Source organism: Streptomyces sp. NPDC088387 (genome assembly GCF_044753385.1).
Classification (GTDB): Bacteria; Actinomycetota; Actinomycetes; order Streptomycetales; family Streptomycetaceae; genus Streptomyces.
On record NZ_JBIVNC010000004.1, the window covers coordinates 391,826 to 418,579 of the forward strand.

General features: G+C 71.3%; 29 protein-coding genes. 7 read left to right on the plus strand and 22 right to left on the minus strand.

Annotated elements, in window-relative coordinates:
• The first annotated feature begins 294 nt into the window (after window positions 1-294).
• Complete coding sequence (locus tag ACIQAC_RS13155) at window positions 295-1,503, plus strand: nucleotide sugar dehydrogenase (protein ID WP_402190000.1); 1,209 nt, start codon at window positions 295-297, stop codon at window positions 1,501-1,503.
• A 63-nt stretch (window positions 1,504-1,566) separates the two neighbouring features.
• Here ACIQAC_RS13155 and ACIQAC_RS13160 read toward each other — a convergent pair whose 3' ends face one another.
• The 4 genes from ACIQAC_RS13160 to ACIQAC_RS13175 all read right to left on the minus strand — a co-directional run bounded on the left by ACIQAC_RS13160 (window position 1,567) and on the right by ACIQAC_RS13175 (window position 6,242).
• On the minus strand, window positions 1,567-2,691 hold the full coding sequence (locus ACIQAC_RS13160) for a GuaB3 family IMP dehydrogenase-related protein (protein ID WP_402190003.1): 1,125 nt from the start codon (window positions 2,689-2,691) through the stop codon (window positions 1,567-1,569).
• Between the two features lie 106 nt (window positions 2,692-2,797).
• Complete coding sequence (guaB, locus tag ACIQAC_RS13165) at window positions 2,798-4,300, minus strand: IMP dehydrogenase (protein ID WP_402190005.1); 1,503 nt, start codon at window positions 4,298-4,300, stop codon at window positions 2,798-2,800.
• 167 nt (window positions 4,301-4,467) lie between these two features.
• The gene (locus tag ACIQAC_RS13170; RefSeq protein WP_402190008.1) at window positions 4,468-5,055 is read right to left on the minus strand and encodes a sigma-70 family RNA polymerase sigma factor; all 588 of its coding nucleotides are present in this window, start codon (window positions 5,053-5,055) and stop codon (window positions 4,468-4,470) included.
• A gap of 575 nt (window positions 5,056-5,630) precedes the next feature.
• Window positions 5,631-6,242: a response regulator transcription factor gene (locus tag ACIQAC_RS13175; protein ID WP_003948568.1), complete on the minus strand. Its 612-nt coding sequence runs from the start codon at window positions 6,240-6,242 to the stop codon at window positions 5,631-5,633.
• A gap of 380 nt (window positions 6,243-6,622) precedes the next feature.
• On the opposite strand from ACIQAC_RS13175, the gene ACIQAC_RS13180 reads away from it, so the two are divergent.
• A complete protein-coding gene (locus ACIQAC_RS13180; RefSeq protein ID WP_402190011.1) occupies window positions 6,623-6,952 on the plus strand; it encodes a WhiB family transcriptional regulator in 330 nt (109 codons plus the stop codon).
• 30 nt (window positions 6,953-6,982) lie between these two features.
• Here ACIQAC_RS13180 and ACIQAC_RS13185 read toward each other — a convergent pair whose 3' ends face one another.
• Complete coding sequence (locus ACIQAC_RS13185) at window positions 6,983-7,879, minus strand: LysR family transcriptional regulator (RefSeq protein ID WP_402190013.1); 897 nt, start codon at window positions 7,877-7,879, stop codon at window positions 6,983-6,985.
• An 80-nt stretch (window positions 7,880-7,959) separates the two neighbouring features.
• Between ACIQAC_RS13185 and ACIQAC_RS13190 the strand changes: the two genes are divergently transcribed.
• Window positions 7,960-8,628, plus strand: a complete 669-nt coding sequence (locus ACIQAC_RS13190; RefSeq protein WP_402190015.1) for an MOSC domain-containing protein — start codon at window positions 7,960-7,962, stop codon at window positions 8,626-8,628.
• A gap of 88 nt (window positions 8,629-8,716) precedes the next feature.
• Window positions 8,717-9,490, plus strand: coding sequence for an SDR family NAD(P)-dependent oxidoreductase (locus ACIQAC_RS13195; protein ID WP_402190017.1), 774 nt, complete (start codon window positions 8,717-8,719; stop codon window positions 9,488-9,490).
• Window positions 9,491-9,589: 99 nt separating this feature from the next.
• On the opposite strand, the gene groL is transcribed toward ACIQAC_RS13195, so the two are convergent.
• The 4 genes from groL to ACIQAC_RS13215 form a co-directional block, all read right to left on the minus strand.
• The gene (groL, locus tag ACIQAC_RS13200) at window positions 9,590-11,215 is read right to left on the minus strand and encodes a chaperonin GroEL (RefSeq protein ID WP_402190024.1); all 1,626 of its coding nucleotides are present in this window, start codon (window positions 11,213-11,215) and stop codon (window positions 9,590-9,592) included.
• Between the two features lie 115 nt (window positions 11,216-11,330).
• Window positions 11,331-11,639 (minus strand): co-chaperone GroES, encoded by a 309-nt coding sequence (groES, locus tag ACIQAC_RS13205; protein ID WP_003998759.1) that lies wholly within the window; start codon window positions 11,637-11,639, stop codon window positions 11,331-11,333.
• Between the two features lie 296 nt (window positions 11,640-11,935).
• Entirely contained in the window at window positions 11,936-12,742 is an 807-nt protein-coding gene (locus tag ACIQAC_RS13210) for a polysaccharide deacetylase family protein (protein ID WP_402190027.1), read from the minus strand.
• Window positions 12,739-13,593: a polysaccharide deacetylase family protein gene (locus ACIQAC_RS13215; RefSeq protein ID WP_402190030.1), complete on the minus strand. Its 855-nt coding sequence runs from the start codon at window positions 13,591-13,593 to the stop codon at window positions 12,739-12,741. The genes ACIQAC_RS13210 and ACIQAC_RS13215 overlap by 4 nt, the downstream gene beginning before the upstream one ends.
• 717 nt (window positions 13,594-14,310) lie before the next feature.
• Here ACIQAC_RS13215 and ACIQAC_RS13220 point away from each other — a divergent pair.
• Window positions 14,311-15,474, plus strand: a complete 1,164-nt coding sequence (locus ACIQAC_RS13220; protein ID WP_402190032.1) for a methyltransferase domain-containing protein — start codon at window positions 14,311-14,313, stop codon at window positions 15,472-15,474.
• Here ACIQAC_RS13220 and ACIQAC_RS13225 read toward each other — a convergent pair.
• The 10 genes from ACIQAC_RS13225 to tsaB all read right to left on the minus strand — a co-directional run bounded on the left by ACIQAC_RS13225 (window position 15,471) and on the right by tsaB (window position 22,893).
• Entirely contained in the window at window positions 15,471-16,730 is a 1,260-nt protein-coding gene (locus ACIQAC_RS13225; protein ID WP_402190034.1) for an RNA polymerase sigma factor, read from the minus strand. The genes ACIQAC_RS13220 and ACIQAC_RS13225 overlap by 4 nt on opposite strands.
• 59 nt (window positions 16,731-16,789) lie before the next feature.
• Window positions 16,790-17,143 (minus strand): YciI family protein, encoded by a 354-nt coding sequence (locus tag ACIQAC_RS13230; protein ID WP_402190036.1) that lies wholly within the window; start codon window positions 17,141-17,143, stop codon window positions 16,790-16,792.
• Window positions 17,144-17,292: 149 nt separating this feature from the next.
• Window positions 17,293-18,258 carry an LCP family protein gene (locus tag ACIQAC_RS13235; protein ID WP_402190701.1) on the minus strand — a complete coding sequence of 322 codons (966 nt, stop codon included), beginning with the start codon at window positions 18,256-18,258 and terminating at the stop codon, window positions 17,293-17,295.
• A gap of 174 nt (window positions 18,259-18,432) precedes the next feature.
• Window positions 18,433-18,669 (minus strand): DUF397 domain-containing protein, encoded by a 237-nt coding sequence (locus ACIQAC_RS13240; protein ID WP_402190038.1) that lies wholly within the window; start codon window positions 18,667-18,669, stop codon window positions 18,433-18,435.
• Window positions 18,666-19,514, minus strand: a complete 849-nt coding sequence (locus ACIQAC_RS13245) for a helix-turn-helix domain-containing protein (protein ID WP_402190041.1) — start codon at window positions 19,512-19,514, stop codon at window positions 18,666-18,668. Before ACIQAC_RS13245 ends, ACIQAC_RS13240 begins: the two co-directional genes overlap by 4 nt.
• Before the next feature lie 72 nt (window positions 19,515-19,586).
• Window positions 19,587-20,345 carry a YqjF family protein gene (locus tag ACIQAC_RS13250; protein WP_402190044.1) on the minus strand — a complete coding sequence of 253 codons (759 nt, stop codon included), beginning with the start codon at window positions 20,343-20,345 and terminating at the stop codon, window positions 19,587-19,589.
• Window positions 20,346-20,347: 2 nt separating this feature from the next.
• The gene (locus ACIQAC_RS13255) at window positions 20,348-20,626 is read right to left on the minus strand and encodes a hypothetical protein (protein ID WP_402190047.1); all 279 of its coding nucleotides are present in this window, start codon (window positions 20,624-20,626) and stop codon (window positions 20,348-20,350) included.
• Window positions 20,623-21,732 (minus strand): tRNA (adenosine(37)-N6)-threonylcarbamoyltransferase complex transferase subunit TsaD, encoded by a 1,110-nt coding sequence (gene tsaD, locus ACIQAC_RS13260; protein ID WP_402190050.1) that lies wholly within the window; start codon window positions 21,730-21,732, stop codon window positions 20,623-20,625. The genes ACIQAC_RS13255 and tsaD overlap by 4 nt, the downstream gene beginning before the upstream one ends.
• Complete coding sequence (rimI, locus tag ACIQAC_RS13265) at window positions 21,725-22,210, minus strand: ribosomal protein S18-alanine N-acetyltransferase (RefSeq protein ID WP_402190704.1); 486 nt, start codon at window positions 22,208-22,210, stop codon at window positions 21,725-21,727. Before rimI ends, tsaD begins: the two co-directional genes overlap by 8 nt.
• 29 nt (window positions 22,211-22,239) lie before the next feature.
• Window positions 22,240-22,893, minus strand: a complete 654-nt coding sequence (gene tsaB, locus ACIQAC_RS13270; RefSeq protein WP_402190052.1) for a tRNA (adenosine(37)-N6)-threonylcarbamoyltransferase complex dimerization subunit type 1 TsaB — start codon at window positions 22,891-22,893, stop codon at window positions 22,240-22,242.
• A 497-nt stretch (window positions 22,894-23,390) separates the two neighbouring features.
• Here tsaB and ACIQAC_RS13275 point away from each other — a divergent pair, with 497 nt between their 5' ends.
• Window positions 23,391-23,933: a hypothetical protein gene (locus ACIQAC_RS13275; RefSeq protein ID WP_402190054.1), complete on the plus strand. Its 543-nt coding sequence runs from the start codon at window positions 23,391-23,393 to the stop codon at window positions 23,931-23,933.
• 147 nt (window positions 23,934-24,080) lie between these two features.
• Window positions 24,081-24,617 carry a DUF4232 domain-containing protein gene (locus ACIQAC_RS13280; RefSeq protein WP_402190056.1) on the plus strand — a complete coding sequence of 179 codons (537 nt, stop codon included), beginning with the start codon at window positions 24,081-24,083 and terminating at the stop codon, window positions 24,615-24,617.
• 17 nt (window positions 24,618-24,634) lie between these two features.
• Here ACIQAC_RS13280 and ACIQAC_RS13285 read toward each other — a convergent pair whose 3' ends face one another.
• From ACIQAC_RS13285 to ACIQAC_RS13295, 3 genes are all read right to left on the minus strand, one after another.
• Window positions 24,635-24,832 (minus strand): hypothetical protein, encoded by a 198-nt coding sequence (locus ACIQAC_RS13285; RefSeq protein WP_402190058.1) that lies wholly within the window; start codon window positions 24,830-24,832, stop codon window positions 24,635-24,637.
• A 145-nt stretch (window positions 24,833-24,977) separates the two neighbouring features.
• A complete protein-coding gene (gene tsaE / locus ACIQAC_RS13290) occupies window positions 24,978-25,508 on the minus strand; it encodes a tRNA (adenosine(37)-N6)-threonylcarbamoyltransferase complex ATPase subunit type 1 TsaE (protein WP_402190060.1) in 531 nt (176 codons plus the stop codon).
• On the minus strand, window positions 25,480-26,700 hold the full coding sequence (locus ACIQAC_RS13295) for an alpha/beta fold hydrolase (protein WP_402190063.1): 1,221 nt from the start codon (window positions 26,698-26,700) through the stop codon (window positions 25,480-25,482). The genes tsaE and ACIQAC_RS13295 overlap by 29 nt, the downstream gene beginning before the upstream one ends.
• Window positions 26,701-26,754 lie beyond the last annotated feature (54 nt).

A 26,754-nucleotide genomic window follows, 5' to 3' on the forward strand; every position in this document is an offset into this window, starting at 1 on the left:
GACCACGTTCCGTTTCCCCCTGCCCAGATTCTGACCGTCATGCCCGACTTCAGCCACCACTCACCCCCAGCCTGTGGACAACCTTCACGCCCTCGCAAGGCCGCGGGAACACACGCCCCCACGGTCCTGGGGCAAACCCGCAGGACGGGACAGGAAAGGCCGTCCGGGCGACACAGGGAGGCAATGCCGTATTTCGGTCATATTTACTCCTAGTCTGACATTGCGCTGGCCCGTCCTGTCCACAGGGCTTGCGCACCTGTCCCGCTTCGGCTATTGGGAAGGACGGCCCACGCAATGCCCGCAGATCTCGCCGTCATCGGACTCGGAGCGCTCGGCCTGCCGCTGGCCCAGGCCGCAGTCGCCGCCGGCATCCCCACCGTCGGCTACAAGACCGGGCCCGAGGCCGGCTCCCTGAGCCCCGCCGAACTGCGCCGGATGCACGCGGAGGGCTTCCGGCAGCCCACCGCCCCCGCCGAGCTGGGCCGGGTCCGCACCGCCGTCATCTGCGCGCCCACCCCGCGCGGTGCCGACGGCGGGCCCGATCTGAGCCAGGTGGAGGCCGCCGCGCGCACCCTCGCCGCACAGCTGCGCCCGCACACCACGGTCATCCTGGAGTCGCCCGTCCACCCCGGCACGACCGAGGAGGTGCTGCGCCCCCTCCTGGAGCGGGGATCGGGCCTGCGCGCGGGACGCGACTTCCACCTCGCGTACTCCCCGAGCCGCGTCGACCCCGGAAACCGCGACTTCACCCCGGCCAACACCCCCAAGGTCATCGGCGGTCTCACCCCCGCCTGCACCGAGTCGGCCGCCGCCTTCTACGGCCGTCTCACCGACAAGGTGGTACGCGCGCGTGGCCCCCGCGAGGCGGAGACCGTGCAGCTCCTGGAGACCAACTTCCGGCACGTCAACATCGCGCTCGTCAACGAGATGGCCGTCCTCTGCGACGACCTGGACGTCGACCTGTGGGACGTCATCCGGTGCGCCGAGACCAAGCCGTTCGGCTTCCAGGCGTTCCGCCCCGGCCCCGGCGTCGGCGGCCACACCGCCCCCCAGGACCTCACCGGCCGCGCGGGCCGCGGCCTGCGCATGGTCGAACTGGCCCGCCAGGTCAACGAACAGATGCCGCGCTACGTCGTCCAGCGCGCCGCCACCCTCCTCAACGAGCACGGCAAGTCCGCCCGCGGCGCCCGCGTCCTCCTGCTCGGCGTCACCTACAAGCCCGACCTCGCCGACCAGCAGGGCACCCCGGCCCAGGAGATCGCGATCCGGCTGATGGAACTCGGCGCCGCGATCAGCTACCACGACCCGCACATCCCGTCCTGGAACGTCCTGGACCGCCCGGTCCCGCGGGCCGACTCGCTCTACGAGGCCGCGGCCGACGCCGATCTGACGATCCTTCTCCAGCAGCACCGCACGTACGACCTCCAGGGCCTGTCGGTGAAGGCCCAGCTCCTGCTGGACACCCGGGGCGCCACCCCGACGGGGGCGGCCCACCGGCTGTGAGGGCGCACGCGAAGGGGGCCGGTCGCCACTACGGGCGACCGGCCCCCTCACGTTTCCCGCGACCTACCGCTTGTGCTGCGAGTCCGCCACCGTGACCTCGACGCGCTGGAACTCCTTCAGTTCGCTGTAGCCGGTCGTGGCCATCGCGCGGCGCAGGGCGCCGAAGAAGTTCATGGAGCCGTCGGACAGGTAGGAGGGGCCGGTGAGGACCTCCTCCAGGGTGCCGACCGTGCCGAGGTCGACCTTCTTGCCGCGGGGCAGCTCCTCGTTGACCGCCTCCATGCCCCAGTGGTGGCCCCGGCCCGGCGCGTCCGTCGCGCGGGCGAGCGGGGAGCCCATCATCACCGCGTCGGCACCGCAGGCCACGGCCTTCGGGAGGTCGCCGGACCAGCCGACACCACCGTCGGCGATCACATGCACGTACCGGCCGCCGGACTCGTCCATGTAGTCCCGGCGGGCCGCCGCCACGTCCGCGACCGCCGTGGCCATCGGGACCTGGATGCCCAGCACATTGCGCGTGGTGTGCGCGGCGCCGCCGCCGAAGCCGACCAGCACACCCGCCGCGCCCGTGCGCATCAGGTGCAGTGCGGCCGTGTAGGTGGCGCAGCCGCCGACGATCACCGGGACGTCGAGCTCGTAGATGAACTGCTTCAGGTTCAGCGGCTCGTGCGAGGACGAGACGTGCTCCGCCGAGACCGTCGTACCGCGGATGACGAAGATGTCGACACCCGCGTCGACCACGGCCTTGGAGAACTGTGCCGTGCGCTGCGGGGAGAGCGCGGCCGCGGTGACCACACCCGAGTCGCGCACCTCCTTGATGCGCCGGCCGATCAGCTCCTCCTTGATCGGCGCGGCGTAGATCTCCTGGAGGCGGCGCGTGGCGGACTCCACGGGCAGCGCGGTGATCTCGTCGAGCAGCGGCTGCGGGTCCTCGTGGCGCGTCCACAGGCCTTCGAGGTTCAGCACGCCGAGGCCGCCGAGCTCGCCGATCCGGATCGCCGTGGCCGGCGACACGACCGAGTCCATGGGGGCGGCCAGGAACGGCAGGTCGAAGCGGTAGGCGTCGATCTGCCAGGTGATCGAGACCTCCTTCGGGTCGCGCGTACGACGGCTGGGGACGACGGCGATGTCGTCGAAGGCGTACGCCCGGCGGCCGCGCTTGCCGCGCCCGATCTCGATCTCAGTCACGTGTGTGGCCTTTCCCTGATGCGTTACAGCGTCTCCCAGTATCCCCGACGGGTACGACAAGGGCGGCCCCGGTCGCTCCGGAGCCGCCCTTGGAGGAGTGCGGTGACTACATGCCGCTGTAGTTCGGCGCCTCGACCGTCATCTGGATGTCGTGCGGGTGGCTCTCCTTGAGGCCGGCGGAGGTGATCCGCACAAAGCGCCCCTTGGACTCCATCTCGTCGATGGTCGCCGCGCCCACATAGCCCATGGTCTGGCGCAGGCCGCCGACGAGCTGGTGCAGCACGTTGGCCAGCGGGCCGCGGTAGGGCACCTGGCCCTCGACGCCCTCGGGCACGAGCTTGTCGTCGGAGGAGACCTCGGCCTGGAAGTAGCGGTCCTTGGAGTACGACTTCGCCTGGCCGCGGGACTGCATGGCACCGAGCGAGCCCATGCCGCGGTACGACTTGAACTGCTTGCCGTTGATGAAGAGCAGCTCGCCGGGCGACTCCTCGCAGCCCGCGAGCAGCGAACCGAGCATCACCGTGTCGGCGCCGGCGGCGAGCGCCTTGCCGATGTCGCCGGAGTACTGGAGGCCGCCGTCACCGATCAGCGGGATGCCGGCCGCGCGGGCGGCGAGCGAGGCCTCGTAGATGGCTGTGACCTGCGGAACGCCGATACCGGCGACCACACGGGTCGTACAGATCGAGCCGGGGCCCACGCCCACCTTGATGCCGTCGACCCCGGCGTCGATGAGGGCCTGGGCGCCGTCGCGGGTGGCGACGTTGCCGCCGATCACATCGACGGGGACGCTCGACTTGATCTTCGACATCCAGCTGAGGGCGTTGCTGTTGTGGCCGTGCGAGGTGTCGACGACCAGGAAGTCCACCCCGGCCTCGGCCAGCGCCTGGGCCCGCTCCAGGGCCTCGGGGCTGGCGCCGACGGCGGCACCGACGAGGAGGCGGCCCTCGGCGTCCTTCGCCGCGTTCGGGTACTTCTCGGCCTTGACGAAGTCCTTGACCGTGATGAGGCCCTTGAGGACACCGGCGTCGTCGACCAGCGGCAGTTTCTCGATCTTGTGGCGGCGCAGCAGCTCCATGGCGTCCACACCGGAGATGCCGACCTTGCCGGTGACCAGCGGCATCGGTGTCATGACCTCGCGCACCTGGCGGCTGCGGTCGCTCTCGAAGGCCATGTCACGGTTGGTGACGATGCCGAGCAGCTTGCCGGCCGGGTCGGTGACGGGCACCCCGCTGATGCGGAACTTGGCGCACAGCGCGTCCGCCTCGCCGAGGGTCGCCTCCGGATGCACGGTGATCGGGTCGGTGACCATGCCGGACTCGGACCGCTTGACCAGGTCGACCTGGTTGACCTGGTCCTCGACCGAGAGGTTGCGGTGCAGGACACCGACGCCGCCGAGGCGGGCCATCGCGATCGCCATGCGGGACTCGGTCACCTTGTCCATCGCCGCGGAGAGCAGCGGGATGTTGACCCGGACGTTGCGGGAGATGCGGGACGAGGTGTCGACCGCACCCGGGAGCACCTCGGAGGCGCCCGGCAGCAGCAGCACGTCGTCGTAGGTCAGCCCGAGTGTCGCGAATTTCCCGGGCACTCCGTCGACGTTGGCAGTCATGACACCTTCCCCAAATGGCCTTGATCGGTGCGGATGTCCATGCTAACGGGAAGCATGGGGCTCTCATTCCACGGTTCCGGCCGACCGGCAGCTTCGTATGTTCGTACGGAACCGGCGAGGGGTGTGTTCACCCGCCCGCGGACACCCACCCGGCCCGCGCGAGCGGCCTACTGCTCGGCCAGCGCCCGCAGCCGGCTGAGCGCCCGGTGCTGTGCCACCCGTACCGCTCCGGGTGACATTCCCAACATCTGGCCGGTCTCCTCGGCCGTCAGCCCCACCGCGATGCGCAGCAGCAGCAGCTCCCGCTGGTTCTCGGGCAGGTTGGCCAGGAGCTTCTTCGCCCACTCGGCGTCGCTGCTGAGCAGCGCGCGCTCCTCGGGGCCCAGCGAGTCGTCGGGGCGCTCCGGCATCTCGTCGGAGGGGACGGCCGTGGACCCGGGGTGCCGCATCGCCGCGCGTTGCAGGTCGGCGACCTTGTGGGCGGCGATGGCGAAGACAAAGGCCTCGAAGGGCCGGCCGGTGTCCCGGTAGCGCGGCAGCGCGAGCAGGACGGCGACACACACCTCCTGCGCCAGGTCCTCGACGAAGTGGCGCGCGTCGCCCGGGAGCCGGGACAGCCGCGTGCGGCAGTAGCGCAGCGCGAGGGGGTGGACGTGGGCGAGCAGATCGTGTGTGGCCTGCTCGTCACCGTCGACGGCGCGATGGACGAGCGAACCGATCGCCCCGTGGGCACTGGCCGCCTCGTCCTCACGCATCGGACCATGGTGCCTCGGCGCCGTGGCGTCCGTGGCACCGCCTCCGTGGTTGTGCACCGAAGCGTTATGAGCAGGTGCGCCGGAACTCATCCCCTGCGCCCTCCCCTTCCGCTCGACCGACTCGTTCGCGAGGAACTCCACACCTCAAGGATGCGGCATCCGCGGCGAAACGAGCAGCGCGCGTCCGGTGGGCCGACTTGCCAACCCCGTCCGCCGCATGGCAGTCGGAGGTCGCCGCGCCCTGACCGGCCCCGTGTGCCACCACTTCGCCGCGCGCCGGGCGCCGTCCGCAAACCGCCCGGTCCGGCACGCCGCTTGGGGAGGAAACCGCAGCTCGGCGCGGGCCCACGCAGGTGGTCGTCCCCATCGCGTCGGCTCCCTCCTCCGCCTCGCGCCCGGCCGGTTCGCCCGCCCGTGCCCGTACGGCACTTCGCCCTTCGGCATCCGCACCGCGCTCCCCCGCCGACACCAGTACGGGCGCCGTCACGCGCCCGTTCGGTGAGAACCGTGAGAAGTTCCGCCGTTCGAAAGGCAGGCCGGACGGCCTGCCCGGCGAACCGGCTCCGGGGACCGTCCTAACGGACCAGACCCCAGCGGAATCCGAGCGCCACCGCGTGGGCCCGGTCCGAGGCACCCAGCTTCTTGAACAGCCGCCGCGCGTGCGTCTTGACCGTGTCCTCGGAGAGGAACAGCTCACGCCCGATCTCGGCATTGGAACGGCCGTGACTCATGCCCTCCAGCACCTGGATCTCCCGCGCGGTGAGCGTCGGCGCGGCGCCCATCTCGGCGGACCGCAGCCGGCGCGGGGCCAGCCGCCAGGTGGGGTCGGCGAGCGCCTGCGTCACCGTGGCCCGCAACTCCGCGCGGGAGGCGTCCTTGTGCAGATAGCCGCGTGCCCCGGCGGCGACCGCGAGGGCCACACCGTCCAGGTCCTCGGCGACGGTGAGCATGATGATGCGCGCACCGGGGTCGGCGGACAGCAGCCGCCGAACAGTCTCGACGCCGCCCAGTCCGGGCATGCGTACGTCCATCAGAATCAGGTCCGAACGGTCGGCACCCCAGCGGCGGAGGACTTCCTCGCCGTTGGCCGCCGTCGTCACGCGCTCGACACCGGGCACGGTCGCGACCGCGCGGCGGAGCGCCTCTCGGGCAAGCGGGGAGTCGTCGCAGACGAGGACGGAAGTCATGGCCGCCCTCCGCAGCTGATGCGCGTCACCTTGAGCCTCCAGGCTGGTACGAATCGTCACCTGTGCGGTCGACCGTCTCGGACGCCTGCCCGAGCGCTTGTGTTCTCAACCGCCTCCGCACTCTCAACGACGGTCACTCGAAAGAGTTACGGGGCCGTACGCCGTCTTCGGCACTGTACGTGAGGGGGCGGACACAGTGCATTCATGCGCGACGGACCCTCAATGTTTCGTCACAACCCATGCCCCATTCAGCCCATTTTCTTCCCTTTTGCTGGTGTCTGAGGCTAGATTCGCAAGTGGTCATATTTTCATCTCCTTAGATCGTAGTTGTACGGTCGTGGGCACCGTATCCGCTCAGCACGGCTACAAGGGGTCACGTAATGGCAGATTTCTCCCGCCTTCCCGGACCGAACGCGGACCTGTGGGACTGGCAGCTTCTGGCCGCCTGTCGCGGGGTCGACAGTTCGCTCTTCTTCCATCCGGAGGGCGAGCGCGGTGCGGCTCGGAGCGCTCGTGAGAACTCGGCCAAGGAGGTCTGCATGAGGTGCCCGGTCCGCGCGGAGTGCGCGGCGCACGCGCTGGCGGTCCGTGAACCGTACGGCGTGTGGGGCGGCCTCACCGAGGACGAGCGCGAAGAGCTGATGGGCCGGGCGCGCAACCGCCTGGTGACGGCGTCCACCACGAGTGGCGGAGCCGCTTCACACCATTGAAGTAACGTTTCTGCGGAGGGACCGGTCCCGCTACTTCCCCGCGGCCCCCGCCAGCCGGTCGAGCGTCGCCGCGACCGCCGGCACCTGCGCCAGGTCGGGCAGGGTCAGGGCGACGATCTCGCGCCGCACCGCCGGCTCCAGCGTCACCGCCCGCACTCCCCGGGGCCGTACGGACTCGACGGCCAGCTGGGGCAGCACGGCGACACCCAGACCGGCGCCCACCAGGCCGACCACGGCCGGGTAGTCGTCGGTGGCGAAGTCGATGCGGGGGGTGAAGCCCGCGCCCTCGCAGACCTCGATCAACTGGCCCCGGCAGCGCGGACAGCCCGCGATCCACGGCTCGTCGGCGAGCTCCCCGATGGCGAGGGACTCGGCACGCGCGAGGCGGTGCCTCTCCGGTACGAGGCCCACGAGCCGGTCGGTCAGCAGCGGCCGCACCACCAGGTCGTCCCACTCCTCCGCGCCCGCCGCGCCCTCGTAGCGGAAGGCCAGGGCCACGTCGCAGTCGCCCTCGCGCAGCAGCTCGACGGAGCGCGGCGACTCGGCCTCCTCCAGGGAGACCCGGGTGCCGGGGTGCGCGGCGCGCAGTGCGGCCAGGGCGGTCGGTACGAGGGTGGAGCTGCCGCTGGGGAACGAGACGAGGCGGACCCGGCCCGCGCGCAGGCCGGCGATCGCGGCGACCTCCTCCTCGGCGGCGGTGAGCCCGGCGAGGATGCCCGAGGCGTGCCGGACGAGGGCCTCGCCGGCCTGCGTCAGCCGCATCTCACGGCCGGTGCGGATCAGCAGCGGGGTGCCGACGGACGCCTCCAGGGCCTTCATCTGCTGGCTCACGGCGGGCTGGGTGCAGCCCAGTTCGCGCCCCGCCGCCGAGAAGGAACCGGTGGTGGCTACGGCACGCAGGACACGGAGATGACGGGCCTCGATCACCCTTCGAGCATAAGCGAACCTTGGATCGGGCACCCATTAATGCGCCGCGGCTTTGACCGGGGGCGGATTATCGTTCCGTCATGAAGCTTCTGTCGGTGAATCTGGGCCGCGCGTGCCCCGTCCCGTACACGGACCACCCCGAGGGGGTGACCGGTATCGACAAGCGGCCGGTGGACGGACCGGTGGGGGTGGCGGCGCCCGGGCCGAAGGGGGTCGGCGGCAGCGGGCTGGCCGGGGACGCCATCGGATCGCTGCGCCACCACGGGGGCGACGACCAGGCCGTGTACGCGATGGCCCGCGAGGATCTCGACGAGTGGCAGGGCGTGCTGGGGCGGGACCTGCCCGACGGCGTCTTCGGCGAGAACCTCACCACGCAGGGCGTCGACGTGTCCGGCGCGCTGATCGGCGAGCGCTGGCGGATCGGCCCCGACGTGGTCCTCGAAGTGACCAGCGGCCGGATTCCGTGCCGCACCTTCCAGGGCCATCTGGGTGAGAGCGGCTGGGTGAAGCGGTTCACCGAGCGCGGGGCGCCCGGCGCGTATCTGCGGGTGATCGAGCCGGGTGAGATCCGCGCGGGCGACACGGTCGAGATCGTGCACCGCCCGGACCACGACGTGACCGTCGCCCTCCAGTTCAGGGCCGTGACGACCCGGCGGGACCTGCTGCCCCGGCTGCTCGCCGCGCGGGAGGCCCTGCACCCGGAGACGGTCCGGACGGCGGACAAGTACGTGGCGGCGCAGGGGAACTGACGAGGCGTCGCCCACGCGCGCGAAGAAGCAGGTTGCGGTACGGACTCCTGAGGTCCGGGGGCGTGGCGTGGGTCACTAACCTTGCGCCATGACAACGGCTCTGATTACGGGATCCACGGCGGGCATCGGTGCCGCGTTCGCACGACGCCTGGCCGCCGACGGGCACAACCTCGTGCTGGTGGCGCGGGACGCCCAGCGGCTGCGGGAGCAGGCGACCGAGCTGCACGACCGGCACGGCATCGAGGCGGAGGTGCTCCGTGCCGACCTCGCCGAGGACACCGGCATCGAGGCGGTCGCCACCCGGCTCGCCGACCGGAAGAACCCCGTCGACCTGCTGGTGAACAACGCCGGCTTCGGCAACAAGGGCCGCTATCTCGACGTACCGCTCGCCGACGAGCTGCGCATGATCAAGGTGCACTGCGAGGCGGTGCTGCGGCTGACGTCGGCCGCGGCGGAGGCGATGCGGGAGCGGGGCCGCGGCGGGGTGGTGAACGTGGCGTCGGTGGCGGCCTTCGTGCCGCGCGGCACGTACGGCGCCTCGAAGTCGTGGGTCGTGCAGTTCACGCAGGGCGCGGCGCGTGATCTGGCGGGCAGCGGGGTGCGGCTGATGGTGGTGTGCCCCGGGTTCGTGCGGACGGAGTTCCACGACCGGGCGGGTATGGGGACCGACAACATCCCCGGCTGGATGTGGCTCGACGCCGACAAGGTGGTGACCGAGGCGCTCACCGATCTCGCCCGCGGCAAGTCCCTGTCCATCCCGGACCCGCGCTACAAGGCGCTGATGGGGGTGGTGAAGGTGGTGCCGCGGGGCATGCTCGGCGGGATCTCGTCGCGGACGGGCCGGAAGTACGGCCCGCAGTAGCGGCACGGAGGCGGACAGCGCTGAGGCCCGGCACCCCCTCGGGGGCGCCGGGCCTCAGTGACGTCGGTACGTCGGTACGGCGTTCAGTACCTCGGTGCGTCAGTGCGAGTGGCCGTGGGAGTGACCCCCGGCGGCCGGCTCCTCCTCTTCCTTCTTCTCGACGACCAGGGTCTCGGTCGTGAGGAGGAGGGAGGCGATGGAGGCGGCGTTCTCCAGGGCGGAGCGGGTGACCTTCACCGGGTCGATGACGCCGGCCTTGACCAGGTCGCCGTACTCGCCGGTGGCGGCGTTGAAGCCCTGGCCCTTTTCGAGCTCGGCGACCTTGGAGGTGATGACGTAACCCTCCAGGCCGGCGTTCTCGGCGATCCAGCGCAGCGGCTCGACGACCGCGCGGCGGACCACGGCGACACCGGTGGCCTCGTCGCCGGTCTTGTCGAGGTTGCCCTCCAGGATCTTGGCGGCGTGCACCAGAGCGGAGCCACCACCGGAGACGATGCCCTCCTCGACCGCGGCGCGGGTCGCGGAGATGGCGTCCTCCAGACGGTGCTTCTTCTCCTTCAGCTCCACCTCGGTGGCGGCGCCGACCTTGATCACGCACACGCCGCCGGCCAGCTTCGCGAGGCGCTCCTGGAGCTTCTCGCGGTCCCAGTCGGAGTCGGTGTTCTCGATCTCGGCCTTGATCTGGGCGATACGGCCCTCGACCTCGGACTTGTCACCGGCGCCGTCGACGATGGTGGTGTCGTCCTTGGTGACGGTGATCCGGCGGGCGGAGCCGAGGATGTCCAGACCGACCTGGTCGAGCTTGAGGCCGACCTCCTCGGAGATGACGGTGGCACCGGTGAGGGTGGCCATGTCCTGGAGCATCGCCTTGCGGCGGTCGCCGAAGCCGGGGGCCTTCACCGCGGTGGCGTTGAAGGTGCCGCGGATCTTGTTCACCACGAGGGTGGAGAGCGCTTCGCCCTCGACGTCCTCGGCGATGATCAGCAGCTGCTTCGAGGCGTTGGACTGGATGATCTTCTCCAGCAGCGGCAGCATGTCCGCGATGGAGGAGATCTTGCCCTGGTGGATGAGGATGTACGGGTCTTCCAGGACGGCTTCCATGCGCTCCTGGTCCGTCACGAAGTACGGCGACAGGTAGCCCTTGTCGAAGGCCATGCCCTCGGTGAAGTCCAGCTCCAGACCGAAGGTGTTGGACTCCTCGACGGTGATGACACCGTCCTTGCCGACCTTGTCCATCGCCTCGGCGATGAGCTCGCCGACCTGCTGGTCCTGGGCGGACAGCGCGGCGACGGCGGCGATGTCGGACTTCTCCTCGATCGGCCGGGCGGTCGCGAGGAGGTCCTCGGAGATCGCCGCGACGGCCGCGTCGATGCCCTTCTTCAGGGCGGCCGGGGAGGCGCCGGCGGCGACGTTCTTCAGGCCCTCGCGGACGAGCGCCTGGGCCAGCACGGTGGCGGTGGTGGTGCCGTCACCCGCGATGTCGTTGGTCTTGGTCGCCACCTCCTTCACGAGCTGGGCACCAAGGTTCTCGTACGGGTCGTCGAGCTCGACCTCGCGGGCGATGGTGACGCCGTCGTTGGTGATGGTCGGAGCGCCGAACTTCTTGTCGATGACGACGTTGCGACCCCTGGGGCCGATCGTCACCTTGACGGTGTCGGCAAGCTTGTTGACGCCGCGCTCAAGGGCGCGACGGGCGTCCTCGTCGAACTTCAGGATCTTCGCCATGACAGCGTGAGCCCTCTCGGAGTTCTGGGTGAAATGACACTGCGCCCCGGGCGCCCGGGGTGATTAGTGGTCGCGGGGGCCTGGGGCGCAGCTCAAAGAATTACTGTGCGGTGAATTACTTCTCGATGATCGCGAGCACGTCGCGAGCCGAGAGGACGAGGTACTCCTCGCCGTTGTACTTCACCTCGGTGCCGCCGTACTTGCTGTACAGCACGATGTCGCCGGTCTTGACGTCGAGCGGAAGACGCTCGCCGTTCTCGAAACGGCCGGGACCCACGGCCAGGACGACGCCCTCCTGGGGCTTCTCCTTGGCGGTGTCCGGAATGACCAGGCCCGAGGCCGTGGTCTGCTCGGCGTCGAGCGGCTGGACCACAATGCGGTCCTCGAGCGGCTTGATGGCAACCTTGGAGCTGGTGGTCGTCACGATCCGACCTCCCCCTTCGGAGATCTCACGGGGTTAACTGTCTGAGGTGGCGACCAGGTCGATCCGTCGTCGCGGGTGCCGGACCTGCCCGTCGCTTTGTTGGCACTCTCCAGGGGGGAGTGCCAGACCCGAGACTATGACCGCGATTAGCACTCGGTCAAGCGGAGTGCCAGTGCCTGCGGCGCGGGTTCGGATTCCTGTGTACGTCCGTTGCCTGTGAGGCGGCGTTTTTCTTCCTGGGGGCTGTGCCCCCAGACCCCCTTGTCCTCAAACGCCGGACGGGCTGGTGGTGGGGGCTACAGGTAGTCGTCCAGGTTTGCCACCGTCAGGCCTGCCTGCTGGATTTCTCTCAGGAGGCGGGTGGTGCGGGTGACCAGGGTCGGGCCCGTCGTCTCGTCCGGGGTGACCGAGATGATGTCGCCCGGGGTCAGGCGGTGTGGGGGGCGGGTGTAGTGGGTGTCCGTGTCGGTGGCCGTGGCGCGCCAGAGGGTGAGGGTGGGGGTGCCGCAGTCGGCCGCCGCGCGCAGGGTGGTGTCGTCGTACATGCCGTAGGGCGGGCGGAGCAGGTGGGGGCGGATGCCGAAGCGGGAGCGGAGTTTGTTCTGCTGGCCGCAGATCTCGGCGCGCTGGCCGGCGTAGGGCAGGCCGCGCAGGGCCGCGTGGTCGAGGGTGTGGTTCTGGATGCTCGCGCCGACCGAGCGCAGCCGGGCGAAGTGGCCGTAGCCGGGGCCCGCGACGCTGTCGGTGAGGAACAGGCTGACCGGGAGGCGGAGTTCGCGGACCAGGTCGACGAATCTCGGGTCGCGTTCGGCGCCGTCGTCGTAGGTGAGGAAGACGACCTTGTCGCGGGTGGGGATGTGGTCGACGACCCGGGGCAGGGAGGTCGGGCGGGCCGGGCCGGCCGGGGGTGCGGAGAGGGGGGCGGGCAGGCCCCAGCGGCGGTGCGGGGGGCCGTTGTCGGGGGTGGGGGTGCCGGAGCCGGCGCCGTGGGCGGCGCCGGGCCCGTCGTCCGTCCGCACCCAGCCGGCCGGGCCGCCGGTACGGCCGCAGCCCGCCGACACGGTGAGCAGCAGCAGCGCGGTGAGGAGCAGCCGGGGCCTCACAGGTAGTCCTCCAGGCGGGCCACGGCGTACCCCTTCTCCGTCACCTTGCGCAGGAAGAGACGGATCATGTCGGGCATGGTGCCCTTCCAGTCGTCGGTGCCGCGGAAGTGGCTGAGGACGATGTCGCCGGGGTGCAGGTCGCGGTCCCACTCGCGGTACTCCCAGCGGTCGACGAAGACCTCCTCGCTCCACAGCGGCGCGTACTTGATGCCGCAGGCCTTGGCGGCGCGCAGGGTGTCCTCGTTGTAGTTGCCGAAGGGCGGGCGGAAGAGCGTGGGGCGTTTGCCGTAGTGCTTCTCGATCACGTTTTGCATGCCGCAGATCTGGTGCTTCTGGCGGGCGTAGGAGAGGCCCGGCATGTACGGGTGGTCCAGGGTGTGGTTGTTGAGGGTGACGCCCCTGGCCTGCATCTGCCTGAAGTGGCCGTAGTCCTCCTTGACCAGGTAGTCGCTGAGGAACGCGGTGTACGGGATCTTCAGCTCGGTCATCATCCGCAGGAACTCCGGGTCCTTCTCGGCCCCGTCGTCGATGGTCAGGAAGACGATCTTCTGTTTGGTCGGGATCGTGGTGAAGACGGGCGGCAGGTTCGCCTCCTCGTGCCCGTCCACCTCGAAGCCGTCGCGCGTCTTGATCCGCGGCTTCTTCGCGGGGGCGGGCGGCGCCTGGAGCGGGGGTGTCTTCAGCCCCCACTTCTTTGCGGTGGCCGCACGGGCCCGGAACTCGGCCTGGAGCCGCCCCGCGTAGGCGTCGAGCGCGCGGGCGGGCGGCGCGTGCAGCTTCTGCTGCCCGGCGGCGGGTTCCACCCCGGACCCCCCGACCCCACACCCGGACACGACAGCGGCTACGGCCATCCCCACGGCCCCGACCCGCACGGCAGCGCCGCCACGCGCACGGGAATCGGCCCATGCGCGGGGCCGGGGCGGCTGAACCGGCACTCCGGAGCCCACCGAACCGGCCACGGCCCGCCCCCGCGCCCCCGCTGCCGCGGGGCTGGGGGGTGTCGCCGCGGGGCCGAGGGGCGTCGCCGGTGCGGGGCTGGGGGGCGTCGCCGCCGCGGGATCGTGCGAGGTTGCCGGCTTCGGGCCCAGCGCGCCCGCCCGCACAGGGCGGGCCTGCGCATTCGCAACGGCCCTGCCCTGCGCGTTCCTTGCCGCCCGCTCCCCCGGGTTCGCCGTCACGGGAGTCCCCGAATTCGCCACCGCCCGGCCTTCCCGGCCCCGCCTACCCGCAGCCGCCCGCGCCCGTGCATCCGCGACCGCCGCCCTGGTCTCCGAGTCCGCCCGAGCCCGTCCGGTCTCCCCACTCGCCGCAGCCGCGGGCAGGTGCGCCGCAGGGCGGCACCCGTCCCCCAGCAGGCGGGACCCCGTCGCGCCGGGCTGCGCAACGCCCCCCGGGGCCGCCCGCCCAGGCGCACCCGGCCCGGCGTCAGAACACGCAGAATCGGACCCGTTTTTATCGTTTTGTCCTACTTCTCGCATGGCCCTGGATCCTCGCAGGCCCCCCGCCCACTCCCCCGCCGACACCGCCACCGGCGGCGTTCCGTCCTCCGACTGGCCCACAATGAGGCGGTGAACGACCTCGCCCCCCTCCTCAGTCCCGAAGGCCGCGCACTGCTCGACGAGGTGCGCGACACCGACCCCGCGCAGGAACTCGCCGTCGCCACACGGCTGCGCCGCGAGCACCCCGCCGAACTGGTGTCCGCCGCGCTCGGACAGGCGCGGCTGCGGCAGCGGGCCGCGGTGAAGTTCGGGGCCGAGGACGCGAGCCGGATGTTCTTCACGCCGAACGGCGTCGAGCAGTCGACCCGGGCGACCGTGGCCACGTACCGGGCACGGAGGTTCCAGGAGCACGGCGTCCGCTCCGTCGCCGACCTGTGCTGCGGCATCGGCGGCGACGCCATCGCCCTCGCCCGCGCCGGCATCCACGTACTCGCGGTGGACCGCGACCCCCTCGCCGTCGCCGCCGCCCGCGCCAACGCCGAGGCGCTCGGCCTCGACGGCCTGATCGAGGTGCGCGAGGCGGATGTGACGGAGGTCGACGTGTCGGCGTACGACGCCGTGTTCGTCGACCCCGCGCGGCGGGGCGGACGCGGGCGGATCTTTGATCCCGAGGCGTACTCACCGCCCCTGTCGTGGGCCGTCCGCACAGCCCTCGAAGCGCCGCGCGCCGCCCTCAAGGTCGCCCCCGGCATCCCGCACGACGCCGTCCCCGACGCGGCCGAGGCCGAGTGGATCTCGGACGGCGGGGACGTGAAGGAGGCGGTGCTGTGGTTCGGGACCGGCGCTCCGGGTGCCGTGCGGGCGACGCTGCTGCCGGGGCCGTACAGCCTGCTGTCGCGTGGGCTGCCGGATCCGGCCGTGCGGAGGGTCGGGCGGTATCTGTACGAGCCCGACGGGGCCGTCATCCGGGCCCACCTGGTCGCCGAGGTCGCCGACGAACTCGGCGGTGGGCTGATCGACCCCACCATCGCCTACGTCACGGCCGACACGGCCACCGAGACCCCCTTCGCCTCCCGCTACGAGATCACCGACCAACTCCCCTTCAACGTGAAGAAGTTGAAGGCGCTGTTGCGGGAGCGCCGGGTCGGGATCCTCACCGTCAAGAAGCGGGGGTCCGCCGTCGAGCCCGAGGAGCTGCGGAAGAAGGTGAAGCCCGAGGGACCGAACTCCGCGACCGTGTTCATGACCCGGGTCGCCGGCGCCCCGACCATGCTCGTCGGGCACCCGGCCTAGAGGGCCCCTTCCGCTCTGCGGAGGAGCAGTTCGCGTTCCTTCTCGTTACGGGTGAGCCCCGCCGCCCGCTCGAACTCCGCCCGCGCCTCCGCCGTACGCCCCAGGCGCAGCAGCAGGTCGCCCCGGACACTGGGCAGGAGGTGGTAGTCCCGCAGGTCGCCTCCCCGCACCAGCGCGTCCACCAGGTCCAGCGCCGCCTCCGGGCCGTCCGCCATCGACACCGCCACCGCGCGGTTCAGTTCCACCACCGGCGAGGGGGCGCGCGCCGCAAGGAGGGCGTACAGGGTGGCGATCGCGCGCCAGTCGGTCTCCTCGTAGGTGTAGGCGTGCGCGTGGCACGCGGCGATCGCCGCCTGGAGGGCGTACGGGCCCGGCGCGCCGGTCGCCGTCGCGTCGGCGCGGGTCAGGGCGTGCACGCCGCGGGCGACGAGCATGCGGTTCCAGCGGCGGCGGTTCTGGTCCCTGAGGAGGACCGGCGTCCCGTCGGGGCCGGTACGGGCCGCCGCACGCGAGGACTGGAACTCCAGCAGCGCCGCCAGCCCGTGCACCTCCGGCTCCTTCGGCATCAGCGCCGCCAGCTGCCGGGCCAGCCGCAGCGCGTCCTCGCAGAGCGCCGGGCGCAGCCAGTCGTCGCCGGCCGTGGCCGCGTACCCCTCGTTGAAGATCAGGTAGATGACGTCCAGGACCGAGCCGAGGCGGGCCTCGCGGTCGGGGCCGTACGGCACCTCGAAGGCGACGTTCCGCGTGGCGAGGGTGCGTTTGGCGCGGACGATGCGCTGGGCGACCGTCGCCTCCGGGACCAGGAACGCGCGGGCGATCTCGGGTGTGGTCAGGCCACCGAGGAGCCGCAGGGTGAGGGCCGTGCGGGCCTCCGGCGCGAGGACCGGGTGGCACGCCGTGAAGACCAGCCTCAGCAGGTCGTCGTCGATGTCCTCCGGGTCGGCGGGCTCCTCCGGCGGGGCCGTGTCCGGCAGCTCGCGGCCGATCTCGGCGAGCTTGCGGGCGTAGTTCTCCCGGCGGCGCACCAGGTCCACGGCACGGCGGCGGGCGGTCGTCATCAGCCAGGCGCCCGGGTTGTCCGGCACGCCCTCGCGCGGCCACTGCTCAAGGGCCGCGACCAGCGCGTCCTGGGCCAGCTCCTCCGCGATGCCCACGTCCCGCACGATCCGGGTGACGGCGGCGATGACGCGCGGGGACTCCAGCCGGAAGACGGTCTCGACGGAGCCGCGCGGGTCGACCGGGGACTGTGCGTTCACAGTCCCCCATCGAACACCGCGCTGGGCCGCGAGCCAAGGAACCCCGTCCCAGGCTCCGCTCAGCCCCCCATGACCTCGCGGACCTCGCAGGTCACCGTCCAGAAGTCCTCATGGACCTTCAGGAAGCGTGTGCTCCACTCGATCGCCTCCGCCTGGTCCTTGCACTGCAACAGCAGGAAACCGCCCACGACCTCCTTGGTCTCGGTGAACGGCCCGTCCGTGACGGAGATCTTCCCGCCCTCCCAGTGCACCCGGTTGCTGTCGGCGGTCGGCGCGAGACCGGCGTTGTCGAGCATCACCCCGGCCTTGGTCATCTCGTCGAGCAGCTTGCCCATCCGCTCCATCAGCTCGGGGCTCGGCCCGTCGGCGGAGCCGTTCTCATCCACACGGATCATGGACAGGTAACGCGGCATGGTGTTCCCCAATCGGGTTCGGGGCGGGTCCTTTCCCGCCTCTCACCAGTGCGTCGATCGGGACGACGACGGATCGACACCCACGCCGAAGTTTTTTCCCGCGGCCTACGAATGGGCCAGCCCCACGATGGATCGGGCCTACGAACGGGTCAGCGCAGTGACTCCCACAGCTCGCCCGCCTCCGGCTCGTCCGCCACCACCCGGTTGGGGTCCGAGGGCGCCGGCACCACCGGCATCGTCACCGTGTCCGTCGCGTCCGCCGACAGCGCCCGCAGGCTCTGCCCGAAGCCGACCAGTTCGGTCAGCGAGTCCAGACCGGTGTCCGTCGTCAGGCTGTCGGTCACCGCGTCGGCCACGTTGTACAGCTCCGCCGGATTCGTGAGCAGGGACGTCGCCGAGATCTGCGTCAGCAGCGCCTTCACCAGCTGCTGCTGGAGCTCTATCCGCGCCAGGTCGCTGCCGCCGTCCAGGCCGTAGCGTGTACGGGCCAGCCCCAGCGCCTGCTCACCGTCCAGCGTGTGCGTGCCCGCGTCCAGCTGGAGATGCGACTTCTCGTCGTTGATGTCCTCGTCGATCGTCACGGTGACCCCGCCGACCGCGTCGACCAGCCCCGCGAACCCCGCGAAGTCGATCTCCAGGTAGTGGTCCATACGGACCCCCGTCATCGACTCCACCGTCTTGACCGCGCACACCGGACCGCCCAGCGCGTACGCGGTGTTGAACATCACCCCGTACCGCTCCTCGGTCTCGCCGCCGTCCGGCAGCGGGCAGGAGGGCCGCGTGACCAGCGTGTCCCGCGGGATGCTCACGACCTTCGCCGTCCTGCCGACCGCGTCGATGTGGAACACCATCGCCGTGTCCGAACGCGCGCCGGTGCTGTTGCCGCCGCCCAGGCGCTGGTTCTCCTCGCCGCTGCGCGAGTCCGAACCGAGCACCAGGATGTTCATCGCCTCGCTCGGCAACGGTTCCGTGGCCCCCGCGGACGGTGTCGTCACCGGCTTCGCCGGCCGGTTGTCGCCGAGCGCGTTGTTGATGTCGACGCTCGTGATGTTGTCGTTCAGCTTCCAGTACAGCCAGCCGCCTGCGGCGAGGCCGAGCACGAACACGCCGGCCATCGTGATGCCGAGGCCCTTGAGGAGACGTCTGCGCCGACGTATGTGTGCCGCGTCGGCGGAGTCGGGCCCGTGCGCGTCGTCTGAGGTCACACGGACGAACTTAAGTCCGAATTATTACGGGGACCGCCTCCTGTATGGCTTTTCTTCGGAATTTCTCATATTCCCGAGGTCCGCTCAACTGCCACTCAGGAACGCCGACCAGGTCGCGGGGCTGACGGTGAGGTGGGGGCGGGAGGGGTCCTTGGAGTCGCGGATGTGGATGACGGTGGGGGTGGCGGCGACCTCTATGCAGTCGTCGCCCTGCGGGCTGCTGTACGTGGACTTCCGCCAATCCAGGGCCACTTCGACGCAACTGTCGCCCTGCGGGCTGCTGTAGCTCGACTTGAACCAGGCGAGTCCGGCGGTGCTCATAGCGCTCCTCGCATTCGCTCCAGCAGGCTCACGGAGTCCTCGGGGCTGACGGCCTGCGAGCGCAGTGTCGCATAGCGCCGTCCGAGGATGACCACCTCTTTTACGTCCGCGACCAGCCGCCCGTGCTGCTGCCCTTCGGCATACGCGTACCGCTTCCCCTCCTGCGTCTCCAGCAACTGGAGCGGGCCCGAAAGACACGCGTGTGCCTGGTAGTTCATCGGCATGATCTGCACGTCGACGTTGCGCTTCGCGCCGCATTGCAGAACGTGGTCGAGGGCGCCCCTCATCACGTCGTCGCCGCCCAGCCGGCTGCGCAGCACCGCCTCGTCGATGATGAAGCTGAACGAGGTGTGCGGCAGCTCGGTCAGCAGCCGCTGTCGCTCCATGCGGGCTTGGACCTGCGCCTCCATCTCGTCGTCGTTGAGCAACGGGATGTTGTTCGAGAAGGCGGCGCGCGCGTACGCCTCCGACTGCAACAGCCCCGGCAGGATGCGGCACTCGTAGGTGTCGAGTCGTACCGCCTCCTTCTCCAGCCTCGCCCACAACCGGAACCAAGACGCGAACCCCGGCTGTCGTGCCACCTTCCCGAAAGCCCGACGCAACGCACCCGTGTTGCCCAGGGCCGCCTCCGCCAGCTCCACGAACCGTTCGTCCGCCAACCGGCGACCCAACTCGATCGACGCCACCGAATGCTTGGACATGTGGACCCGTTCGCCGAACTGCTCCCGGCTCAGCCCCACATGCTCCCGCAACCCCTGGACGAAGCCGCCGAACGTACGCATGCTGTCCGACGACTCCGGCTCACCGCCCTGCCCCTGTGACGCCCACTCAGCGCTGTGCTCCATTCACCCAGAGTCACGGAGCCCCCTGCGTACTGTCCACACCACAGGCGTGTACTCCGTCCCCGAGTACGCGCTTCAGGGCGTCGGGATCCCGGCCGGGCGCGCGGGCGGCCCGAGCCGGACCGGAACGCCCGGCGAGTACAGCACGCTCACCGGCGGGCCGGCCGGCGCCGGGAGTCCCGCGGCGGCCACGAGGTTCTCCTCGCAGCGCAGCAACTCGGCCCGGTACAGGGGCCAGCGCGGATGGTCGTTCGGCAGATACCCGGCGCCGTTGAAGAAGGCGTTGTGCATCCCCCACCGGGCGGTGAGGAAATGCTCAAGTGCCGTGGGCTCCTGGATCCGTTCGCCCTTGCGGACGACGATCCGGCTGTACGCCCCGCGCGGGCCGGGCCACCGGCGTGAACTCGCGTACGAGACGGTGTCGCCGTCGGCCCGGACGGTCATCCGGGACCACAGGTACGGCAGCCGGAAGCCGGCCCGGCCCATCACGACGGGGATGAGCCGGGACGCGTCCATCGAGCGGAAGACGACCCCGCGCCGGCCGTGCGCGTCGACGGAGTAGAGGCGGACGTTGGTCTCCGGGAAGCTGCCGAGGTACGGGACGCCGGGCAGCTTGAACCAGCCGACCCGGTGCATCCGGAACGCGACCAGACCGACGTAGGTGAGCCCGTCGTGGGTGGTGTCGGGCGCGGTTCCGCGCGGCAACAGCGGTGCCACCACGTCCGGTTGGACCGCCCAGTGGACGAAGGCGAGATCCAGCCACTGCTGGGTGAGCAGGGGCAGCCGTACGGTGGCGGGGGCGTCGGGGCTGACACTGTCCGGGTCGGGCCGCACGGTCAGCCGGCCCCCGTGCCCGGCTCCTCGACGTCCACCGTCTCGAACCGCCACCGGTGGACGGCCCGGGTCACCAAGTCACCCTCGGGTTCCGGGAGTTCGGGCAGGTCGGCGTCGTAGGGCGCGTCCCACCACGTGATGACGAGGACCCGGTCCTGGGGGCCGCGGAAGTTCTCCCGGCGCAGGGGTTCGCGCGGAAGGCGGTGGGCCCGTGCCCAGGCGAGCAGTTCGGCACCGCGGCCGGGTACGGCCCGTGCCTCCCACATCAACGCGACGGTCACGAGTACAGGTTCTCCTTGCTGACCTCGTGCACATGGTCGTGCGAGTGGTCGTGACCGTGGCCGCGGCCGGGGACATGGGGGTCCGTCACCGGGAGTGAGGAGTCGGCGGAGAGGTCCCAGTCGGACGCGGCACGGTTGCGGGCGACCATCTCCGCGCCCAGCGCGGCGACCATCGCGCCGTTGTCCGTGCACAACTTGGGCCGCGGGACCCGGAGTCGGATGCCCGCCGCCTCGCAGCGTTCCTGGGCGAGGGCGCGCAGCCGGGTGTTGGCGGCCACACCGCCGCCGATCATCAGGTGGCCGACACCCTCGTCCTTGCAGGCGCGCACGGCCTTGCGGGTCAGTACGTCGACGACGGCCTCCTGGAAGGAGGCGGCCACGTCCCGCACCGGCACCTCCTCGCCCGCCGCCCGCTTGGCCTCGATCCAGCGGGCCACGGCGGTCTTGAGACCGGAGAAGGAGAAGTCGTAGGCGGGATCGCGCGGGCCGGTGAGTCCGCGCGGGAAGGCGATGGCCTTGGGGTCGCCCTCCTTGGCGTAGCGGTCGATGACCGGGCCGCCGGGGAAACCGAGGTTGAGCACGCGGGCGATCTTGTCGAAGGCCTCGCCGGCCGCGTCGTCGATGGTGGCGCCCAGGGGGCGGACGTCGGAGGTGATGTCCGAGGAGAGGAGGAGCGAGGAGTGGCCGCCGCTGACGAGGAGGGCCATCGTCGGCTCGGGCAGGGCGCCGTGTTCCAGCTGGTCGACGCAGATGTGCGAGGCGAGGTGGTTGACGCCGTAGAGCGGCTTGCCGAGCGCGTACGCGTACGCCTTCGCCGCCGAGACGCCGACCAGGAGCGCGCCCGCGAGGCCGGGGCCCGCGGTGACGGCGATGCCGTCGAGGTCCCGCGCGCTCACGCCCGCCTGCTTCAGGGCGCGGTCGATGGTGGGGACCATCGCCTCCAGATGGGCCCGTGAGGCGACCTCGGGCACCACACCGCCGAAACGGGCGTGCTCGTCGACGCTGGAGGCGATGGCGTCGGCCAGCAGGGTGGTGCCGCGCACGATCCCGACGCCGGTCTCGTCGCAGGAGGTCTCAATCCCCAGGACCAGGGGTTCGTCAGCCATTGCTCTCGGTTCCTCGTGCGCCGTTCAGGGAGGTGGAGGGGTCGCTGAGGCGCATGACCAGCGCGTCCACGTTGCCCGGCTGGTAGTAGCCGCGGCGGAAGCCGATGGGTTCGAAGCCGAAACGCTCGTAGAGCTTCTGTGCCCGGACGTTGTCGACCCGGCATTCGAGCATCACCTCGGCGCACTCGAACGCGGTCGCCGCGCGCAGCAGCTCGGTCAGCAGCCGGGCGCCGAGGCCGCTGCCCCAGAGCTTGTGTTCGACGGCGATGGTCTGGACGTCGGCCTGCTCACCGGCGGCGACGAGTCCGGCGTAACCGACGATCCGCCCGTCCGCCTCTTCCGCCACGACATACAGCCGGGTCGCGTCGGCGCCGCGGGCGTGCGCCAGCTCGGACCAGAACATGCCGCGTGACCAGGCGTCCTCCGGGAAGAGCGCGCGTTCGAGCTCCAGCACGGGGTCGATGTCCCACCAGCGCATCTCACGCAGCCGGGGAGTCACGGTGGTGGTCACTTCGGGGTGACCACCTTGTAGTTCTTGGGGACCTGGGCGTCGGGGCGGCGCAGGTAGAGGGGGCGGGGGTCGGGCAGCTTCTCGCCCTTCGCCAGCCGCTCCGCCGCGAGGGCGGCCAGCGCGGCGGCGGTCACGTGCTCGGGCCCGTGCGCCTGCGGGAAGGTCTCCGGGTACAGCAGCGCGCCCGCGCCGACCGCCGGCAGACCCTCGACCTGCGCCGCGATGTCCGCCGGGCGGTCGACGGCGGGGTCGGTGACGCGGGTGCGGGGGTCGTCGTAGCGGGCCCAGTAGACCTCCTTGCGGCGGGCGTCCGTCGCGACGACGAAGGGGCCGGGGAGGTCGGCCGCGTAGGCCAGTCCGTCGAGCGTGCAGACGCCGTGCACGGGGACGCCGAGGGCGAGGCCGAAGGTGTCCGCGGTCATCAGGCCGACGCGGAGGCCGGTGTACGGGCCCGGGCCGATGCCTACGACGATGTCGGTGACGGCGTCGAGCTTGAGCCCTGCGGTGTGCAGGGCGCGGTCGACCGCGGGGAGCAGGAGCTCGCCGTGCCGGCGGGCGTCGACCTGGGTGGACTCGGCGATGACGTCCGAACCGTTGTGGAGGGCGACGGTCACGGCGGGGGTGGCAGTATCCAAAGCAAGCAGAAGCACGCATTCAGCCTACGGCTCCGCCGAGAGTACGAAGCCAAGTCCCACCCCCTCCAGCGCCGACACAACAACCATCACCCCCCCAAGGGGCGCGGGGAACTGCGCACCCAGCCCCCACCGGCCCGCACCGGCCCGCACCGGCCCGCACCGGCACAACAACGACCACCCCCCAAGGGGCGCGGGGAACTGCGCGAACGGCCACGACGGTGCCGCACCCGACAACACCACCCGGCGTGGGGGCCGGGGCGCGGGGCGTTGCGCAACCCGGCGCGACGGGGTGCCGCTGCGCCCACCCGTGCCGCCCCAGCGGCACAGCTGCCCGCAGCGGCGGTGGGTGAGCGGGAACGGCCTCCGCGGCACAGCTGCCCGCGGCTACGCGAGTACAGCGGGCCGCAGCTGCGCGGGTGTGGCTGCCCGCGGCGTGGGGCGTGTCAGCGGAGCGTTACTCGCTGCTACCGTCGGCACGGGGGCCAAGGACAAGCGCGTGAGGTGGACGCACGGTGGGCAGCAGCAGCGGAATCGTCGTCGGGCTCACCACCACCGCCCTCGTCACCGTCGGCGTACTCGCCTACCAGGCCTCCGCCACCGTGCCCGGCACCATCGCCGCCCCCCAGGCCAAGGCCTCCGCCGCCCCCAAGGCGCCCCGCGACAAGAAGCACCCCACCGCCCTCCCCTCCGGCTCCGGCAAGGGCGAACGCGTCGTGTACTCCCTGGACGACGACCGAGTCTGGCTCGTCGCCACCGGCAACAAGGTCGGCCGTACCTTCCGCGTCACCCCCAGCACGGTGGACCCCTCCCCCGGCACCTACGCGGTCACCTCCCGTTCGAACACCGTCACCGGCTCCGACGGCACCCCCGTCGAACACGTCGTCCGCTTCACCTCCGTCGACGGCGTGGCCATCGGCTTCAGCGCCGCCGTCGACGGCTCGACCGCCGCCCCCGTCCGCACGGTCAGGACCGGCGGCATCCGCGAGTCCCGCGCGGACGGCGAGGCGATGTGGGACTTCGCGACGATCGGCGCACGGGTCGTCGTCATCCGCTGAGCCACCGGACCTTCTGGCCCCGGCCAACGGCAGGTCAACACCCCGTCCCGCACGGTAAAGGTCGCGAAACCCCGGAAACCATCCCCACCCCCACGGTGCTCATACCCCTCAGAGACGCCCGAACAGGGCATCCAGAAGGGAACGAACATGCTCGCCAACAAGCGCACCCGACGCCTCGCCACCCCCCTCGCGCTCACCGCGGTCACCGCCGTCGCCGTGGTCGGCCTCACGGCCGGCACCTCGCAGGCCGCGACCCGGCCGGGCTGGGCGGACACCAGCTCCCTCTCCGTCCGCATCCGCCCCCTCAACCCGGGCGCGGGCCAGCACTACGCCGCGCTGGTGCTCACCAACAAGACCCACAAGACCGTACGGACACAGGGCTACGTCGGATTGCAGCTGCTCGGCGCGCACGGCAAGGACGTCACCACACACGTCGTACGCGACCGCGGCCACGCCGCCCAGCTCACCCTGAAGCCGGGGCAGAGCGTCTACACGCGGCTGCACTGGACGGTCGTACCGGGCAACGGCGAACCCACGAAGGCCGAGAAGAACCCCACGAAGATCGAGGTCACGCCGCCCGACTCGCGCCACCACCTGACGACGGCGTGGAAGCTGGGCGAGGTCCTCCAGAAGGGCCGTATCGACATCACACCGCTGGCCAAGGGGACCGGACCGAAGTACTGACCCGGCGTCGCTCGTTCCTAGGCGGCTTCCCGGTGACCGTGTCCGCGGGTGTGGTCCGCGGGGCGCCGGGGGGCCGTCGGCAGGGGGGCGCGCGGCGGGGTGGAGATCAGTTCCGCCGCGGCGCAGGCCGCGAGGAGGTCGCTCATGGACACCCCGGCGGCAACACCCGCGGACACGCCCTGCCGCGGCTCCGGCTGGTTCTCGGTGGCCGACATGGGTGCCTCCTGAAGTTCGGGGGCGGGCGTGGTTAGGTAAACCTAACTACGTACGGGGTACCATGTGACCACGCCGAAGTCGCCGTACGCAATATCTTGCCGACGACTTGTCGGAACGTTCATACGACCGGAGCCGGGGTCCGGGTCACACGGACAGCGCGCCCAGGTCCACCGTCGACCACCGCTCCCCGATCCCGGTCAGGGTCACGTGGCGCACCTCGTCGGTCGTGTCGCCGACCGCCCGGTGGATCAGGATGTGCAGCCGGTCGTCGGTCAGCTCCTCGACCTTGCCCTCTCCCCACTCCACCACGACCACCGAGTCCGGCAGTGAGACGTCGAGGTCCAGGTCCTCCATCTCGTCGAGCCCGCCGCCGAGGCGGTACGCGTCGACGTGGACCAGTGGCGGGCCGTCACCGAGCGGCGGATGCACCCGGGCGATCACGAACGTCGGCGAGGTGACCGCACCCCGTACGTCGAGGCCCGCCCCGAGCCCCCGGGTCAGTGTCGTCTTGCCCGCGCCGAGTTCTCCGGTCAGCATCACGAGGTCGCCGGCGCGCAGCAGTTGGGCCAGTCTGCGTCCCAGATCCCCCATCCGCTCGGGGGACCGGACGATCAGCTCGGTGCCACCGGCCGCGTGCTGCGGCGCCTCAGCCGGGTTGTGCGGTACTGCTTCCATAGCCGCTTACGGTAGCCCCTGCCGGTACGGCACCCGCACGGTTGAGCAGGTCCGCCAGCCGGTCGGTGACCACTTCCGGGTGCTCCAGCATCACCAGGTGCCCGGCGTCCGGGACGAGCACCAGTTCGGCGTCGGGCAGCAGGTCGGCGATGGCCTCGCTGTGCTCACTGGGGGTGACGAGGTCCTTGACCCCGGCCAGCACCAGCACCGGCAGCTCCCTGAACGACTCCAGCGCGGCGGCCTTGTCGTGGTCGGTGAACGCCGGGTAGAACTCGGCGACCACGTCGATCGGGGTGGCCTCGATCATCCGCTCCGCGAACCGCGCCACGGCCGGGTCGACGTCACGGCTCGCGAACGAGTACCGCTTGATGACCCCGGCGAAGAGATCGGCGGTCGCGCGCCGCCCCCGCTCCACCAGTTCGGCCTGCTGCCCGAGCGCCTTGAGCACCCCCGGCAGCACCCGCCGTACCGCGTTGACGCCCGCGACCGGCAGTCCGAAGCTGACGTCGGCGAGTCCCCCGGAGGACGTACCGACGAGCGCGACGGCGACCACCCGGTCCCGGATCAGCTCGGGGTACTGGTCGGCCAGGGCCATCACGGTCATCCCGCCCATGGAGTGCCCGACCAGCACGATCGGCCCCTCCGGCACGGCGGCGTCGAGGACGGCCTTCAGATCCCGTCCGAGCTGGTCGATGGTGACCGGCACGTCCTGCTCGATCTGCGCGACCCCGCGTGCCGAACGGCCGTGGCTGCGCTGGTCCCAGTGCACGGTCCGTACGACGCCGCGCAGCGCCGCCCGCTGGAAGTGCCAGGAGTCCTGGTTGAGGCAGTAGCCGTGGCTGAAGACGACGGTGACCGGGGCGGGCGCCTTGCGGCCGAAGAGGCGGCGCCGGCGCGGGTTCAGCGCCTCCTCGGTCTCGGCGTCGTCCACCTCGTAGTACAGCTCGGTGCCGTCGTCGGCGTACGCCTTGCCGGGGGTGCCGCGCAGTGATCCGTACGGTCCGGTCGAGTCCAGCGCGAGCCGCGCCTTCTGCCGCATGCCGCGGCCGACGGTCATCCGCTCTATGGCGACCCCGGCCGCCGCTCCGGCCGCGATGACGCCTATGGCGGCACCGGCGATCCCGGTGGCCCGGCGCCAGTTCGAGGCCGCCCCCGCGGCGGAGGCCACGGCCGCCGCACCGCTCTCGCTCACGTGCTGCTCCTCTTCGCCGTAGCGCCGACTTCCCTGACTGATCGCTTATGTTCG